This window comes from Pseudomonas sp. CFBP 13602 (assembly GCF_014842725.1).
Lineage (GTDB): Bacteria > Pseudomonadota > Gammaproteobacteria > Pseudomonadales > Pseudomonadaceae > Aquipseudomonas > Aquipseudomonas baltica.
Genome location: NZ_JACYVT010000002.1, coordinates 643,818 through 658,489 on the forward strand (window position 1 = coordinate 643,818; position 14,672 = coordinate 658,489).

General features: G+C 60.2%; 11 protein-coding genes and 1 tRNA gene. 3 read left to right on the plus strand and 9 right to left on the minus strand.

Annotated elements, in window-relative coordinates; genetic code table 11:
• The first annotated feature begins 2 nt into the window (after nucleotides 1–2).
• Genes IFU31_RS06120 through IFU31_RS06130 form a run of 3 tightly spaced genes read left to right on the plus strand, consistent with a single transcriptional unit; the run spans nucleotide 3 to nucleotide 4,581 of the window.
• A complete protein-coding gene (locus IFU31_RS06120; RefSeq protein ID WP_192057828.1) occupies nucleotides 3–872 on the plus strand; it encodes a branched-chain amino acid ABC transporter permease in 870 nt (289 codons plus the stop codon).
• The gene (locus tag IFU31_RS06125; RefSeq protein ID WP_192102513.1) at nucleotides 869–3,361 is read left to right on the plus strand and encodes a branched-chain amino acid ABC transporter ATP-binding protein/permease; all 2,493 of its coding nucleotides are present in this window, start codon (nucleotides 869–871) and stop codon (nucleotides 3,359–3,361) included. Before IFU31_RS06120 ends, IFU31_RS06125 begins: the two co-directional genes overlap by 4 nt.
• Nucleotides 3,358–4,581, plus strand: coding sequence for an amidohydrolase family protein (locus IFU31_RS06130; RefSeq protein ID WP_192102514.1), 1,224 nt, complete (start codon nucleotides 3,358–3,360; stop codon nucleotides 4,579–4,581). The genes IFU31_RS06125 and IFU31_RS06130 overlap by 4 nt, the downstream gene beginning before the upstream one ends.
• A 22-nt stretch (nucleotides 4,582–4,603) precedes the next feature.
• On the opposite strand, the gene IFU31_RS06135 is transcribed toward IFU31_RS06130, so the two are convergent.
• From IFU31_RS06135 to dapA, 9 genes are all read right to left on the minus strand, one after another.
• Entirely contained in the window at nucleotides 4,604–5,296 is a 693-nt protein-coding gene (locus IFU31_RS06135; RefSeq protein ID WP_122476658.1) for a GntR family transcriptional regulator, read from the minus strand.
• Nucleotides 5,297–5,372: 76 nt separating this feature from the next.
• A complete protein-coding gene (locus tag IFU31_RS06140; protein WP_192102515.1) occupies nucleotides 5,373–6,944 on the minus strand; it encodes a gamma-glutamyltransferase family protein in 1,572 nt (523 codons plus the stop codon).
• 214 nt (nucleotides 6,945–7,158) lie between these two features.
• A complete protein-coding gene (locus IFU31_RS06145) occupies nucleotides 7,159–8,325 on the minus strand; it encodes an SMP-30/gluconolactonase/LRE family protein (RefSeq protein WP_192102516.1) in 1,167 nt (388 codons plus the stop codon).
• 601 nt (nucleotides 8,326–8,926) lie between these two features.
• Nucleotides 8,927–9,751, minus strand: coding sequence for a lipid II-degrading bacteriocin (locus IFU31_RS06150; RefSeq protein WP_122801033.1), 825 nt, complete (start codon nucleotides 9,749–9,751; stop codon nucleotides 8,927–8,929).
• 925 nt (nucleotides 9,752–10,676) lie between these two features.
• Nucleotides 10,677–10,766, minus strand: a tRNA-Ser gene (locus IFU31_RS06155).
• 93 nt (nucleotides 10,767–10,859) lie between these two features.
• Nucleotides 10,860–11,573, minus strand: a complete 714-nt coding sequence (purC, locus tag IFU31_RS06160) for a phosphoribosylaminoimidazolesuccinocarboxamide synthase (protein WP_192102517.1) — start codon at nucleotides 11,571–11,573, stop codon at nucleotides 10,860–10,862.
• A 48-nt stretch (nucleotides 11,574–11,621) separates the two neighbouring features.
• Nucleotides 11,622–12,380 carry an MBL fold metallo-hydrolase gene (locus IFU31_RS06165; RefSeq protein WP_122714075.1) on the minus strand — a complete coding sequence of 253 codons (759 nt, stop codon included), beginning with the start codon at nucleotides 12,378–12,380 and terminating at the stop codon, nucleotides 11,622–11,624.
• A 3-nt stretch (nucleotides 12,381–12,383) separates the two neighbouring features.
• Nucleotides 12,384–13,502, minus strand: a complete 1,119-nt coding sequence (gene bamC, locus IFU31_RS06170) for an outer membrane protein assembly factor BamC (RefSeq protein WP_192057816.1) — start codon at nucleotides 13,500–13,502, stop codon at nucleotides 12,384–12,386.
• 17 nt (nucleotides 13,503–13,519) lie between these two features.
• A complete protein-coding gene (gene dapA, locus IFU31_RS06175) occupies nucleotides 13,520–14,398 on the minus strand; it encodes a 4-hydroxy-tetrahydrodipicolinate synthase (RefSeq protein ID WP_122476685.1) in 879 nt (292 codons plus the stop codon).
• Nucleotides 14,399–14,672 lie beyond the last annotated feature (274 nt).

A 14,672-nucleotide genomic window follows, 5' to 3' on the forward strand; every position in this document is an offset into this window, starting at 1 on the left:
CGATGTTCACCGCCGCCATTGTTACCGGGCTTGGCCTGGGCAGCATGTATGCGTTGCTGGCGTTGGGTTTTCACCTGACCTACGTCGTATCGCGCACCGTCAACTTTGCCCAGGGCAGCGCCATGATGGTCGGTGCGGTGCTCGGCTACACGTTTTGCATCAACTGGGGCTGGCCACTGTGGGCGGGCGTGCCGCTGACACTGATCCTCTGTGCGCTGTATGGCCTGGCGATCGAGCGCTACCTGGTGCGACCTTTCCACAGCCGCGGCTCGCAGGCCTGGCTGATGGCAACGGTGGCGGGCGGAATCCTGGTGGACAACCTTGCGCTGTTTACCTTCGGCAAGGAGCCTCGACAGTTCGAAAGCGCCTTGGTGAACCTGAATGTCGAGCTGTTCGGCAGCCACATCAGTGCCCTGCAATTGCTGATTCCGCTAGCAGGCGCTGCCGTCGCCTTGGCGCTGCATCTGGTGCGGCGTTACACCCGGCTGGGCAAGGTACTCGAAGCCTGCGTGCAGAATCCGCGCGCCGCGATGTTGATGGGCATCAACGTCAATCGTGTGGTGGCCATCGCCTTTGCGTTGTCGACCGTCTTCGCGGGGGTGGCGGGCCTGCTGATTGCGCCGCTGTTCAGCGTCAACGCGGAAATGGGCATGTTGTTCGGCCTGAAAGCCTTTGCGGTAGCGATTCTGGGCGGCATCGGCAGCGCCGGCGGGGTCTTTGCCGCCGGATTGCTGTTCGGCCTGACCGAAGCATTGATCACCTTGTACTTCGGCTCGGCATTCACCCAGATATTTACCTTCGCGCTGGTCATTCTGGCGCTGGCGATTCGTCCCAACGGTCTGTTTGGCAGCCGGGCATTGGTGAAAGTATGAACAACCTCAAAACCCTGGTCGCTCCGGCGTTCATCGCCTTGCTCGCTGTGCTGTCTGGCGTCCTGGCATTCACCCTCGACAGCTACTCGCTGTTGGTTTTCACCCTCTGTGCGCTGGCGGCAGTGGTCGGTGTGGGCCTGAACATCCTGATTGGCCTGAGCGGGCAAATTTCCTTCGGACATATCGCGTTCTACGCGATTGGCGCTTATGTATCGGCCCTGCTGAGCATGGCGGGATGGTCGTTGTGGCTGGCCCTGCCGATGGCCGGTGCCGTGGCGGGTCTGATCGGCGCGCTGTTGGCGATCCCCGCGCTTCGGGTCAGCGGCCCGTATCTGGCGATGATCACCATCGCCTTCTCGTTCGTGGTGCACCACGGCTTGATCGAATGGCGGGATGTAACAGGGGGATCGAATGGCCTGATGGGTATCCCGTTGCCGGAGTTCGCCGGCCTCGATCCGGCGATCCTGCTCGCGCTGCTGGCCGCCGCGCTGATGATCGGCGCGCTGCTGTTCTATCGGCGCCTGAGCCAGAGCGGCTGGGGCAAAGCCATGCTGGCGGTGAAAACCTCGGAAATCGCCGCGCGCTCGCTGGGCTTCAACCCGGTGATAAGTAAAACCCTGGCATTCGCATTGTCGGCGGCCTTGACCGGGCTGGCAGGTGGGTTGCTCGCGCCCTTGCTGATGTTCATCAACCCGGAGTCCTTCCCCTTCTCCCAATCCATCCTGTTCGTTCTGGCCGTGATCGTGGGCGGCAGCGGTATGCTGTTCGGGCCGCTGATCGGTGCCGTGTTGATCGTGTTGGTGCCGGAACTGCTGTCGGATTTCGCCGAATACCGGTTGCTGATCTTCTCCATACTGCTGCTGATCGTACTGTGGATCGCGCCCAACGGCTTGCTCGGTGCCCTCGCCCGGCGCGTGATCAAACCCGCTCGCCTGGTGCCGCCGACGTGCATCGATCACGCACGCGTCGCCGCTCATCTGCGCAGCCGCGGCCCGTCCTCAGGGCTGCGGGTTACCGATATCGGCATCCGCTTCGGCGGCGTACAGGCTGCGCAACACGTCAGTCTGCAGGCACCCGCCGGCAGTATCACCAGCATCATCGGCCCAAACGGCGCGGGCAAAACCACGGTTCTGAACATGATCAGCGGGTTTTACGCACCGGACAGCGGCCAGATCGAATTGCAACAACCGCTGGCTGGGCTGCCTGCCTGGAAGACGGCCCGGGCCGGCATTGCCCGTACGTACCAGACCACCTTGTTGTTCGGCGAACTGTCCGTGCTCGACAACCTGCTCGTGGCGATGCAGAAGGGGCGCCTGGGCCTGCCGTTCAGCCGTGCCCTGGAAACGCAACGCAGCCTGGCGCTGGAGTTGCTGGCGTTGGTGGGCTATCGCGGCGAAGTGAATATTGCCGCCGAGGATTTGCCCCACGTAGACCGCCGCCTGGTGGAAATAGCCCGGGCGCTGGCGACTGCACCGACCGTGCTATTGCTGGACGAGCCAGCGGCAGGCCTCAGCCGTCGCGACACCGACGACCTGGCGGTACTGCTGCGCAAGCTGGCGGATTTTGGCCTCACAGTGATTCTGGTCGAGCACGACATGGCACTGGTGATGTCGGTGTCCGAGCATTTACTGGTGCTCGACGCGGGCAAGCCGATTGCGTCGGGGCCACCCTCCGAAATCCGCCAGAACCCGCAAGTGATCGCCGCGTATCTGGGCGGCACCGACTACCAAGCCACCCCGCGCGCGCAACCCTGGGCGGGTAGCCGCGACGCGCGTTTGTACGTCAAGGATCTGGTCATTGATTACGGCGCGTCCGCCGTGGTCAACAAGGTCAATCTGCTGGTGAATCCCGGCGAACTGGTGGCCATCCTCGGCGCGAACGGCGCGGGTAAATCCAGCATCCTGCAATGCCTGGCCGGCCTGCATCGCGCCAGCAGCGGCAGCATCCTGCTCGACAACGAAAATATCGAACAAACCAGTGCCAGCCTGATCGCCGCGCAGGGCCTGGCGTTGGTACCCGAAGGTCGTCAGGTCTTTCCTTACCTGAGCGTGCGCGACAATTTGTTACTGGGTGGTTACTCACGTCGCGAAGCCTTCGATACCGACGCTGAAATCGAGGCCATCCTCAAGCGCTTCCCTCGTCTGCGCGATCGCATCGACAACCCGGCCGGTCTGCTGTCCGGTGGCGAGCAACAGATGGTCGCGGTGGGTCGCGGCCTGATGGCAAAGCCGAAAATCCTTCTGCTCGATGAACCGTCGCTGGGCCTGTCACCTGCCATGATCGGCGAGCTTTACGACGCGCTGGCTGCGCTGCGCGACGAGGGTGTGACCATTCTGCTGGTAGACCAGATGGCCAACCTCGCGCTGCAAGTGGCTGACCGCGCGTATGTGCTGGAAACCGGAACCATTGTGAAGTCTGGCAACGCCGCGCAATTGCGCGACGACAAAGATCTGGCCGCGGCCTACCTGGGCGAAGGAGTCAGCGCATGAACGCTTTGCAGATCATCAATGCGCGGCTTGGCGACGGTAACCACCTGACCCAGCTGCAGGTAGAGAACGGCTATTTCGTCGACGCCTGGAGTGCCGACACACACCAGTGGGACACCCTTGATCTGCAGGGGCAGCTCATCATGCCCGGCCTGATCGAAACCCACATTCATCTGGACAAGGCCTGCATCATGGAGCGCTGCCACCTGCAGGAAGGCACGCTGGCCGAAGCGGTGGCCCAGACCCGAGCGGCGAAAGCGGGGTTTACCGAAGACGATGTGTATCGGCGCGGCGCTCAGGTGCTGGACAAAGCCATCGTGCAAGGCACGACACACATGCGCACCCATGTCGAGCTGGACCCTCAGATCGGCTTGACCGGCTTCCATGCCATTCGCCGCTTGCAGGCTGACTATGCCTGGGCGATCAGCCTGGAGCTGTGTGTGTTCCCGCAGGAAGGGCTGCTGAACAACCCGGGCACCGAAGCGCTGTTGTGCGAGGCCCTGGAAAGTGGCGCAACGGTCCTGGGCGGGTGTCCGTACATGGACAGTGACCCGCTGGGACAGATCCAGCGCTTGTTCGAATTGGCTACGCGTTACGACTGCGACCTTGACCTGCATCTGGATTTCGATTTGAACCCCGAAGGCCTGACCGTCATGGAAGTCGCACGCTGTACGCGGCTGCATGGCTGGGGCGGACGCGTGACCATCGGCCATGTGACCAAGCTGTCCGCCCTGCCCAGGGAATCACTGACGGTAATCGCCCTCGAGCTGGCCGAAGCAGGCGTACAGGTGACCTGCCTGCCCAGCACCGACCTGTTCCTGATGGGTCGCGAGGTGTTCCACAACAAGCCCCGCGGGCTGGCGCCGCTGGCGTATCTGCACGCCTGTGGCGTGACGTGTTCGGTGTCTACCAACAATGTCGGCAATCCGTTTACGCCCTATGGCGATGCCTCGCTGGTGCGTCAGGCCAATCTGTTCGCCAACGTCTGTCAGATGGGTACTGTAGGGCAGCTGCTGCAATGCCTGGCTTGGGTCTCCAGCGAGTCGGCACGCCTGCTCAGGCTGAAAAATTACGGCCTGCTACCAGGCTGCCGCGCCGACTTCATCGTCTTCGACGCGCCCTCACCCGCTGCGGTGATCGCCGAGATAAGCGCCCCGGTGATGGGTTTCAAGGGTGGCAGGCAAACCTTCAGCAGACCGGCGGGGAAGTTGCTGAGGCCGTGATCGAACAGGCAACGCCTGCGCATCAGCCACGCAGCGCTTGCTTGAGGTTGAACTCCTCCAGCGCTCGCTCTTCCAGCGCCAGCTGCCCTTCCAGTTCGTCCAGGTGTTCGAGCATGACCGCCACGGCCCGTGCATTATCGCCTTGCTCCAGCGCGGTAATGATTTCCTGATGCTCATCCGACGCGCACGACGGCACGTCGTTACGCTGGTACAGCGCCACGATCAACGAGCTGCGCACCATCAGGTTGCCCAGGATATCGCTGAGCACGGTATTGCCGCTGATCTCGCCGAGCAGCAGGTGAAATTCGCTCAGCTCGCGAACGATGGCGCGGCGATCGGTATCGCTGGTGGCTTTGCGCTCGTTACTCATATGGCTGGCAATGCGTTGCCGCTGTTTGCGCATCACGGCCGGGGTAATGGCCTCGACAATGGCCCGCTCGATGGCACGACGGGCGCTGAAGATGTCCCGCGCTTCCTTCGCCGTCGGCTGGGCAACCATGGCGCCGCGATTGGCTTCGATGGTCACTACTTTCTGCATCGCCAGGCGCTGTAGCGCGACCTGCACATGATTGCGGTTGGCCTGCAAGGTTTCGACGATGTGGGCTTCGACCAACCGGGTGCCGGGCGGCAGGCGATGTTGGGCAATGGCCTTGAACAACGCATCGACGATACGCTGCACCTCGAGCTGTTTGGCAGTGACGGTACTCAACCCCATCGTTTCCTCTGTTGTCTGGAAGGCCTCATGCCTATACACGAGATGCCCCGTATCCGGCAAATGCCCGGTTCGGCCCTCAGTCTACCTGGCCAAGGGCCGTACCCTCACCTCGCGGATCATGCATGGCGCTGCGCCGACCCTCGGCATCAATGGCAATGATACCGGCATGGCCCGTCATCGGGCTCTGCGCAGCTATGATTTCCACCTCATGGCCGAGCGCCGCCAGGCCTTCGATGGTCGCGGCAGGCATATCGCCCTCGAGCTTGAGGTTGTCGGTGCTGTCGAAAAAACTGCGGCCCAACAGAAAGCGCGGAGTGGCCAGCGCCTGATCGATGGGCTGCCGATAGTCGATCAGCTGAGTCGCTAGAACCATCTGTGTCTGCGGTTGGCCATCGCCCCCTTGCGTGCCGAAGAACCAGCGCTGGCCATCGTCCGCCAGGTAACAGGACGGGTTGAGCGTGTGCGCGGGACGCTTGCCGGGGGCCCAGCCGTTGACGTGTTCGGGGTTGGCGTTGAAACCCGCAGCACGGTTCTGCCATAGCACCCCGGTGTCACCCAGAATACAGCCGGAGCCGAAGTCGTGAAACAAACTCTGGATGAGGCAGGCCGTGCGACCCTGGGCATCGGTCGCCGCCATCCACACCGTATCGGCCGGACGTCCCGGCTCGTTCCACGGAGCTGCACGCTGGTCGTCGATGGCATCGGCATACCCCTGAACGTGCCGTTCATCGAGACTGGCGGTGAAATCCCAAGCGGTGCTCAGCGGATCGCACAACTGCGCGTTGCGGCGCAGCAGACCTTGCTTGATGGCTTCGACCAAGTAGTGGTAATAAAGCGCACTGCCATTGCCGAGCCGCGCGAGTGGCTTATGCTGCAGCGCGGCCATGGCTTGCAATGTGTACAGACCCTGGCACGGCGGTGCGACGTTATAGAGTCGGCCCTGGCGATAAGGTACTGAGATCGGGGCAACCAGCGGCGCTCGCGTGGCCGAAAGATCGGCCTGGGTCAAGCCACAACCTAGCCGATCGAACGCCGCCTCGAAGGCGTGGGCCAACTCGCCCTGATAGAAGTCCTCGACACCGTGCCTGGCCAGATGCCGCAAGGTATTGGCCAGCGCCGGCTGGCGCAGCGTATCGCCCGCGCGTAGCCAACGCCCATCGGTTTTGCAGACACCGTGCAGGTCCGGCAATTGCTCGATGAGTGGCTGCCGCAATGTCTGCCAAAACAGCTGCGACTGTGAAACCGGCGTGCCCGCCTCCGCCACGCTGGCGGCGTCCTGCAACAGGTCGGCCCAACCAAAATTCGAACCCCACTCATGTCGGCTGATCGTCGCCGCCGTGTGCCAGCTCGCCAGCGCACCCGCCGTGGTGGCGACCGACGATGGCCCTCTCAAACCGATGACTCCGCCGTCGGGCAAACGCTGTCCGGCCTGCCCGATCCCCACGATGGTGCGCACCTGGGTGTCGTGGATCATCCACAGGGCATCCCCGCCCAGGCCGGTCATGTGCGGGAAGACCACGGCGAGCATGGCGCTGGCTGCCAACATGGCATCAATGGCAGTGCCACCGGCTTCAAGGATCTGCATCCCAGCGGCACTGGCCTGGGCGTGAGGCGTGCAGATCACCGCACGAGAGGAGGTAGCGATCATGATTTGGGGGCCCCGGCTTTGCTAGCTATCTATAAATTTATTGTTAGCAGAGCAATATGTGTGCCGTGGTTTTTACTGGTGGCGGATGAGGCTGGGGGTACGGATAGCAGCGGGATGGATCAAGGAGCTGGCAGGCGAAGAGGGATCTTCAGATTTTCTACCAGGGTTTCTGCGATTGAAGTCATCGGGGGCACCATCTGTGCCCCCCATCCGGTCAGTGTGCCGCGTCGAACTTCGGCGTGGCCTCAATGGGCGCCCTGACCAACAAATACGGCGGCTGCCGGGTGTCGAATCCCTTGCCCATCCGGCTCCACTGCCCCAGCGTCACGTACACCGAACCGGCGGTCACGAATACCCCGTCCGGCCACACCAGTCGCGGGTCACGCACGACCACGTCGAGGCGGCCATCCGGCCAGCGACGCAGCACCTGATGATGCTCGGCATCGGTCATGTACAAGCGGCCCTGAGCATCCATGTCCATCCCGTCGACCATCACTTTCTCCCCTTCATCCTTGATCTGCTCAGCCAGTTGTCGATCATCGAGACTGAAGTCAGCAAGAGCCGCGGTCGGCAGGCTCCACAGGTGTCGACTGGTGAGCGGCGAGTAGAACAAACGCGAGCTGTCGGGCGTCAGCGCCAGACCATCGACGCCACCATGAGGAAATGCGCTGTTCTTGCCGTCGTAGCGCATGGGCACACCGTCGAGCTGGGTGACGAAATCTTTTTGCGCAACGATGGAGGGGTGACCGGCGAGCACACGACGCTGCTTGCCGGTGGCCAGATCCACCACCACCAAGGCCGGGTCGTCGCCGAAGGATGAATCGGCGACATAAGCGGTGCCTTGGCTGCCGTGGGTGAGATCGATGCGCAGGTCATTCATGTGGCTGTCTTGACGCAAGGCATCCTTGAGCTCGATGGAGGTCGCGATGCTGTTGCTGCTCAGGTCGATACCCACCACCTTCGCTGCACCCGCCGGAATGCCCTGCTTGCCTGCGCGTTTGCCATCGTCGATCAACCAGAGGCGCCCACGCTTGTCCAGGGTCATGCCATGCAGGGAAACAATCCGCTTGGCGTCGGATAGTTCAGACGGCAGGCTGACGGCGGCGGAGGGATAGGGAACCAGCTTGCCGTTGACCAACTCGCCCAGCGTCATGCCCGCGTGATCCTCGGCATGACGCGGAAAGCCAACAAACGTGCGCCCTTCCGGGGTCACCACGATACCTGACGGGCCTGGGCCGTTGAACGCCGCCACCTCTTGGATCGAACCGATGGGAACCAGGCTGCGATCGATGGTCTCGGCATGGGCTGCGTTCACTGCCAGCGCCAATGTTGCGGCCGCCAGGACGGGGATTGAGGTTCGCTTCAATAGGTTTCTGTTCATCCGTTCCAGGCTCCTTCGGGATGAGATGGACTGGTATAGGGTTGATCCTGAAACCGGTTTCAGGATCAACCGAAAAAAAACCTGCTCAGGTACCGATAGGAACAGACGCCGCGACAGGTTCATGGGTATTGAAGGGAATTGGGGTGGGGAAGTTCCACTGGATGGGTGACGACATATGGTTGGGGTTTGACTGAAAGGTCGTTATCGGCCTGGGCGTTCAGATAAAAGTGGTAGGCGCCGGAGATTATCAGGGCTATGTAGACACCGAAACGAGGCTTGATGCGTGACTCTTAGATCATTTGTGTACGGACCGTACTTTTAACAAGTTAACTTGATTCATATCTCACGGCATAATCGCAAATTGATCAATCTTGTTTTCCCAGTCATCTGCCGCTAACGGAACCCTCGACACCTAACTCTCACACCGATTATTAAAATGTATCAGGACAAAATTCGGGGCTGCGATGGGCCATGAACCCTTAGCGACCGGACGAGTAGCCTTACACTCATTCATCACCCATCGCACCGTAACGTCTCTCCATCAGAAATTTGAAAAAGAATATATGACCGAGTTACTCAAGAACGCCTAAAGCTAAAAAGGTTACTCCCCATTAATTTCAAAGCTAATGGGCAACTCGCCAATTAGTTTTATTTCGAAAGGTTGCGCGGGGCTATAGGTTTGAATGAAATTTAAAACTTTGGTAGAAGCCTCCCCAAACTCGGACCTGTGGCTAGAGAGGTTCGCATCATACGTATCGTCCCACGCCTTAACCGAGCCTGAAAAAGAAACAGTTTCTCCAGTCTTATTTATGTCACCCTCAATTTTCAGCGTTATGTCACCCAGAAACGCGCCAGTCACTAGTGAGTCATTAGACGTTGAATACGCCAGCTTATCAATATACAAATGACTAACGCCCTGATCGGCAGACATCATTGCACTATGCACTTTACCAAACTCACCAATTTCAAAGTGCAAACCAAGATTGTTTATATTAGCCCACATAGGCGTTCCTGATGCCGCCACCGAATGAAACAGTGCGGCCGCCGGGGAGTACACGCTTCCTGAAAGCTCACCATCATAATGTCGCATAACGTCTGCAAAAACGCCGTACCCCCAGTTAACACTGATGGCGTTATCGATAGTACTTGCGCCTTTGGCTACCAAGTAGTCAGCTACTGATGCTTTCTCAAACGCCATCATCGCTTCATCCTTGCCCCAAACAAGTGCCGAGTTCAAAGCGCTTTTCCAGTCACCCTTTTTATACATATCCTCCCTGAATAGCTCGTCTGCCGCCTGCTGTGCAAACAGCCAGTACGCAGATGAGTAGGCAATCATGTCGCCCGCGCCCGATAGGTGTATACCCATGTCGTTAAAATAGGGAGAGTTCGCGCCAACGTGGCTGGGTGGCAAAACTAGAGCTGCCATGACAAAGTCCTTTTAAGAAATTTTAGTTTGACCCCTCGAAATCTAACGCAGAAGACATACACGCGTGCTTCCGGAGGCTCGACCAAATCTTACAAAGAACCGGAAAATTATAACAACCCTATTAATTGCTAAGTTCTTTCGACATATTTCTCAATTCAGCGTATGTAGATTTGCCACCCATAACAAACAGTTACATAATCGTACTGCACGTAATCCAGCACTGATCTATAGCGATCTAGATTTACTGAAAGCTTCTTTATTTATCCCATAAAGCCTGCATCACATGGGCAAAATCATTCCCTGCTGGAAACCCTGGGAAAAATCCCTAAAGGGATTTTTTTGGAGCCACCCCACCTAGCTCCCTAACCGACAGCTCCACACTGCCCGCGCACGACACAAGTGCGAAGTACTCTTTGCCAGGGCTGTCTACCGACACTATCCAGCCTTTGGTCGAGGGGTTATATTCTTCGTCATAAAATATCTGGACGAAATTGCCCCCTTGATTCGGCTTGAACCTATCAAAGTAGGCCCGCACTGATCTCTCCAGAAAGTCTCTCCCTGCCTGGGGGCATGGTTCTATCTGCCGTTTTTCGCAGCCCATCATAAAAAAACAGCATGCAGTTGTTACGATCATTCTGAACGAGCACATTTTTTCCTTCCTTTGAATAGTAGGCGACCCTGCCGTTGGGTTTTCGTTTGACCGCTGGAACTTTACTCGGTCCGATGTGAAACGCGTCTGATTTTTTGAAAGCTGCTGTGTCGATATTGTAGGCGCCAAACAGGATTCGCAGAGGACAGCATTGCGCTGAAAACCATGGACTGAAGCGTCAAGGGCTGGCCGGCTGCAGACGCACAGGCACCCACTACTTAAATCCCTGACACAAAAAAGCCCCGAGGCTATAAGCACTCGGGGCTTTTCAAATAATGGCGGAGAGATAGGGATTCGAACCCTAGGTACCGGTGAAGGTACAACGGATTTCGAATCCGTCCCATTCGGCCACTCTGGCATCTCTCCAACGGCGCGAATCATACCAGCGTCTGCGCCAAACGCGAAGCCCCTGATGCAAAATAATTTGCGAATTCAGGCGCTTGCGCGTCTAAAACGGTGTTACAGCGGCACGCCCAGACGATTGGCCACTTCTTCGTAGGCTTCGATGACGTCGCCCAGGCCCTGACGGAAGCGGTCCTTGTCCATTTTCTTGCGGGTGTCCTTGTCCCACAGGCGGCAGCCGTCGGGGCTGAATTCGTCGCCCAGAACGATAGAGCCGTCGCTGAACACGCCGAACTCGAGCTTGAAGTCGACCAGCAGCAGGCCGGCGTCGTCGAACAGCTTGGTCAGTACGTCGTTGACCTTGAGCGACAGCTCTTTCATCTTCGCCAGTTGCTCGGCGGTGCCCCAGCCGAAGGCGACGACGTGGGATTCGTTGATGAACGGGTCACCCATGGCGTCGTCCTTGAGGAACAGCTCGAAGGTGTACGGGTTCAGCTTCATGCCTTCTTCGACGCCCAGGCGCTTGACCAGGCTGCCGGCGGCGTAGTTGCGCACTACGCATTCGACCGGAATCATGTCGAGCTTCTTGACCAGCACTTCGTTGTCGGCCAGCAGCTTGTCGAATTGGGTCGGGATGCCAGCGGCTTCCAGTTTCTGCATGATGAAGGCGTTGAACTTGTTGTTCACCATGCCCTTGCGGTCGAGCTGTTCGATGCGCTTGCCGTCGAACGCCGAGGTGTCGTTGCGAAACAGCAGGATCAAGCGGTCGGCGTCGTCGGTCTTGTACACCGACTTGGCTTTGCCGCGGTAGAGTTCTTCACGTTTTTCCATGATGGGCTCCGCTTGCTAAAAGTATGGGCTAGGCGCCCCTTTGGGACGCTAGGCGATGTGGCGCCAGTCGAGCCCTGAATCTTGGTCGGCCAGTTGCAGCCAGTCCGCATCGCACCCCAGGGTGTCGACGAAGCATTGCCGGGCCAGCTGCGGCAGGTTGTTCTTGCTGCTCAAGTGGGCCAGCACCAGGTGTTGCAGGTTCTGCCAGCCCAACTGTGCCACCAGGCCGGCAGCTTGATGATTGTTCAAATGGCCCCAGTCACCGCCGACGCGCTGCTTGAGAAAATAAGGGTAGTGCCCACGGGCAAGCATGTCGCGGCAGTGGTTGCTTTCGATCATCAGGGCATCCAGGCCCTGGTAATGGTCACGCACCCTGGCGCAGTGGGAGCCCAGGTCGGTCAGCAGGCCGAAGCGTCGCTTGCCGTCGCTGAACACGTACTGCGTAGGCTCCAGGGCGTCATGGGCCACGGCAACCACTTCGATACGCAACGCACCGATTTCCAGCACGTCGCCGCAGCGCACATGGGTGCGTACCGGCACCGGCTTGCGCAGGCCGCGCTCGGTGCCGAGGCTCATGTAGACAGGCACGCCATGGCGGCGCGCCAGCAGCTCCACGCCATGCACGTGGTCGGCATGTTCGTGGGTCACCAGCACGGCGCTCAATTGCGCGGCGCTCAGGCCCAGGCGGGCCAGCCGACGTTCGGTTTCGCGCAGGGAGAAACCGCAATCGACCAGCACATGGGTGTCTTCGCTGCTGATCAGCGTGCCATTCCCTTGGCTACCGCTGCCGAGAACGGCAAAACGCATCGCTTAACCCAGGTTGTCTTGAATCACACCCAACACACGGCGGGCAACATCTGCCGGGGCCACGGTGTTGATGTTCTTCTCGACGGTGACCTGGACGCTGTCGCCCACCTTGCTCAGGCGCACCTGGTAACGCTCGGCGCGGGCTTCGAGTTCTTCCTTGCTCGGCGCATTGCCGAACACGCGGCTGAAGAAGCCGGGCTTGTCGTCGGCGCGCTGGGCGGATTCGGCAACGTTGATGTAGTACAGGCCCAGGCTGCGGTTGATGTCTTCGATGCGCCACTGGCCCTGCTCCAGGGCACGGCCCACACTGGACCAGGCACGGTCCAGGTCGGCACCGACGTTGAGCACCGGGTTGCCGCTGCCGTCTTCGCTCATGGCCACACGGCTAGGCGCGTCGAAATCACGTGCGGCTACCAGGGACACCGAGCCACCGCGTTCCGAGTCGCGGGTCATGCTGGCGAGCATCTGGTCGACCAGGATCGAGTCCAGGCCGGTGTTCACCGAGCGCGCCGGGAAATCGGGCTCGGTGCTGCTGCCGGCCGGGCGCTCGACGCTGACCACGTAGATTTCGCTGCTGTTGCGCTGCACGCCGGGTTCGATGCGCACGCGCACACGGGTTTCGCTTCCACTGGAGGTGGTGGCACCGCTCAGGCGCTGTGCCATAGAGGCGGAGAGCTCGTCGAAGCGCTGCCAGGTGGTGGTGAATTCACCGGTTTGCGGACGGTCTTCGGCGATGCGGAAACCGTTGTCCTCGAAGAACTGGTGAGCAATCGGCCAGACTTCGGCAGGCGCACGCTGGGCCATGATCCAGCGGTTTTCACCGCTGCGCTGCAGCGAGAAATCACTGGCCTGCGCAGCTACCTGCAAGGGCAGTGGGCGCGGCACTTCGAATTCGGAAGCCTTGGCGTTATCGTCGGCGACGTTGCGCGGGATCGGCAGCAGCGGATCCAGACGCTTGTCGGTTTGCACGCCGGGCGGCAGTTGCATCGGGGCGGTTTGGGTCGCCTCGAGGTAATCATTGCCACGATCGCGGAAGTAACCGTTTTCGCCCCAGAGCCACCCGCAACCGCTGGTGCTCGAAATGACCAAGGCAAGGGCAGAAAGGCCAGCCAATCGCTTCATGCGTCTTACTTCCTCAATTAAACCAGGACGCCGGACTGGCGCAGGGCCTGCCGCAGCGGTTCATGACAGGTGGCGCTCAACCAGGTGAGCGGCAGGCGAATGCCTTCGGGCATCAAGCCCATTTCATGCAACGCCCATTTGACCGGAATCGGGTTGGCTTCCAGGAACAGGTTCTTGTGCAGCGGCATCAGCTTGTCGTTGATGGCGCGGGCCAGTTCGGCCTCGCCCTTCAACGCCGCATTGCACAGGTCGGCCATGGCGCGCGGGGCGACGTTGGCGGTGACCGAAATATTGCCCTTGCCACCCAGCAGGATGAGCTCGACCGCAGTGGGATCATCGCCGGACAGCACCAGGAAGTCGCTGTCGACACGGCTGATGATGTCTTTGGCACGGGCCAGGTCGCCGGTGGCTTCCTTGATGCCGATGATGTTCGGCACGCTGGAAAGGCGCACGACGGTGTCGGCCAGCATGTCGCAGGCAGTGCGGCCGGGAACGTTGTAGAGGATCTGCGGAATGTCGACGGCTTCGGCGATGTGCTTGAAGTGCTGGTACAGGCCTTCCTGGGTCGGCTTGTTGTAGTAGGGCGTGACCAGCAGGCAGGCATCGGCGCCGGCCTTCTTGGCATTGCGGGTCAGCTCGACGGCCTCGCGGGTGGAATTGGCGCCGGTGCCGGCGATGACCGGGATACGCCCGTTCACCTGCTTGACCACGTGCTCGATGACCTTGATGTGCTCTTCGTAGTCGAGCGTCGCCGATTCGCCGGTGGTGCCGACCGCGACGATGGCATGGGTGCCCTCCTGCAGATGGAAGTCCACCAGTTTGCTCAGGCTGTCCCAGTCCAGACGCCCTTGGGCGTCCATGGGTGTGACCAGTGCCACCATACTGCCCGCAATCATGCAACCGCTCCTGCCGGAAAAAGAGAGCGGTAATGGTACTGGCGCTATCCACCTTGCACAAGCGAAGTACCACGCCGCGAGCATTCCCCTTGGCGCCGGTTTTCTATACCCTTTCAGACTTTGATCGGCAGGGGTTGCCTTTCTTGCCTGGTCATCGCCTGCCGTAACGGCGCTTCGAACCCCGTCCCTGAGCCTTGCCACCTGGCTTTACCCCGTATTTGCGGGCGTTGCCGGGCGGTTGGCAGGGGTACGCACGAGGTACGGCGCAGGCCTT

Coding starts and splice junctions, on each gene's coding strand:
- IFU31_RS06120 (WP_192057828.1), top strand. CDS start 3: ATGTTCACCGCCGCCATTGTTACCGGGCTTGGCCTGGGCAGCATGTAT.
- IFU31_RS06125 (WP_192102513.1), top strand. CDS start 869: ATGAACAACCTCAAAACCCTGGTCGCTCCGGCGTTCATCGCCTTGCTC.
- IFU31_RS06130 (WP_192102514.1), top strand. CDS start 3,358: ATGAACGCTTTGCAGATCATCAATGCGCGGCTTGGCGACGGTAACCAC.
- IFU31_RS06135 (WP_122476658.1), bottom strand. CDS start 5,296: ATGGGGTTGAGTACCGTCACTGCCAAACAGCTCGAGGTGCAGCGTATC.
- IFU31_RS06140 (WP_192102515.1), bottom strand. CDS start 6,944: ATGATCGCTACCTCCTCTCGTGCGGTGATCTGCACGCCTCACGCCCAG.
- IFU31_RS06145 (WP_192102516.1), bottom strand. CDS start 8,325: ATGAACAGAAACCTATTGAAGCGAACCTCAATCCCCGTCCTGGCGGCC.
- IFU31_RS06150 (WP_122801033.1), bottom strand. CDS start 9,751: ATGGCAGCTCTAGTTTTGCCACCCAGCCACGTTGGCGCGAACTCTCCC.
- purC (WP_192102517.1), bottom strand. CDS start 11,573: ATGGAAAAACGTGAAGAACTCTACCGCGGCAAAGCCAAGTCGGTGTAC.
- IFU31_RS06165 (WP_122714075.1), bottom strand. CDS start 12,380: ATGCGTTTTGCCGTTCTCGGCAGCGGTAGCCAAGGGAATGGCACGCTG.
- bamC (WP_192057816.1), bottom strand. CDS start 13,502: ATGAAGCGATTGGCTGGCCTTTCTGCCCTTGCCTTGGTCATTTCGAGC.
- dapA (WP_122476685.1), bottom strand. CDS start 14,398: ATGATTGCGGGCAGTATGGTGGCACTGGTCACACCCATGGACGCCCAA.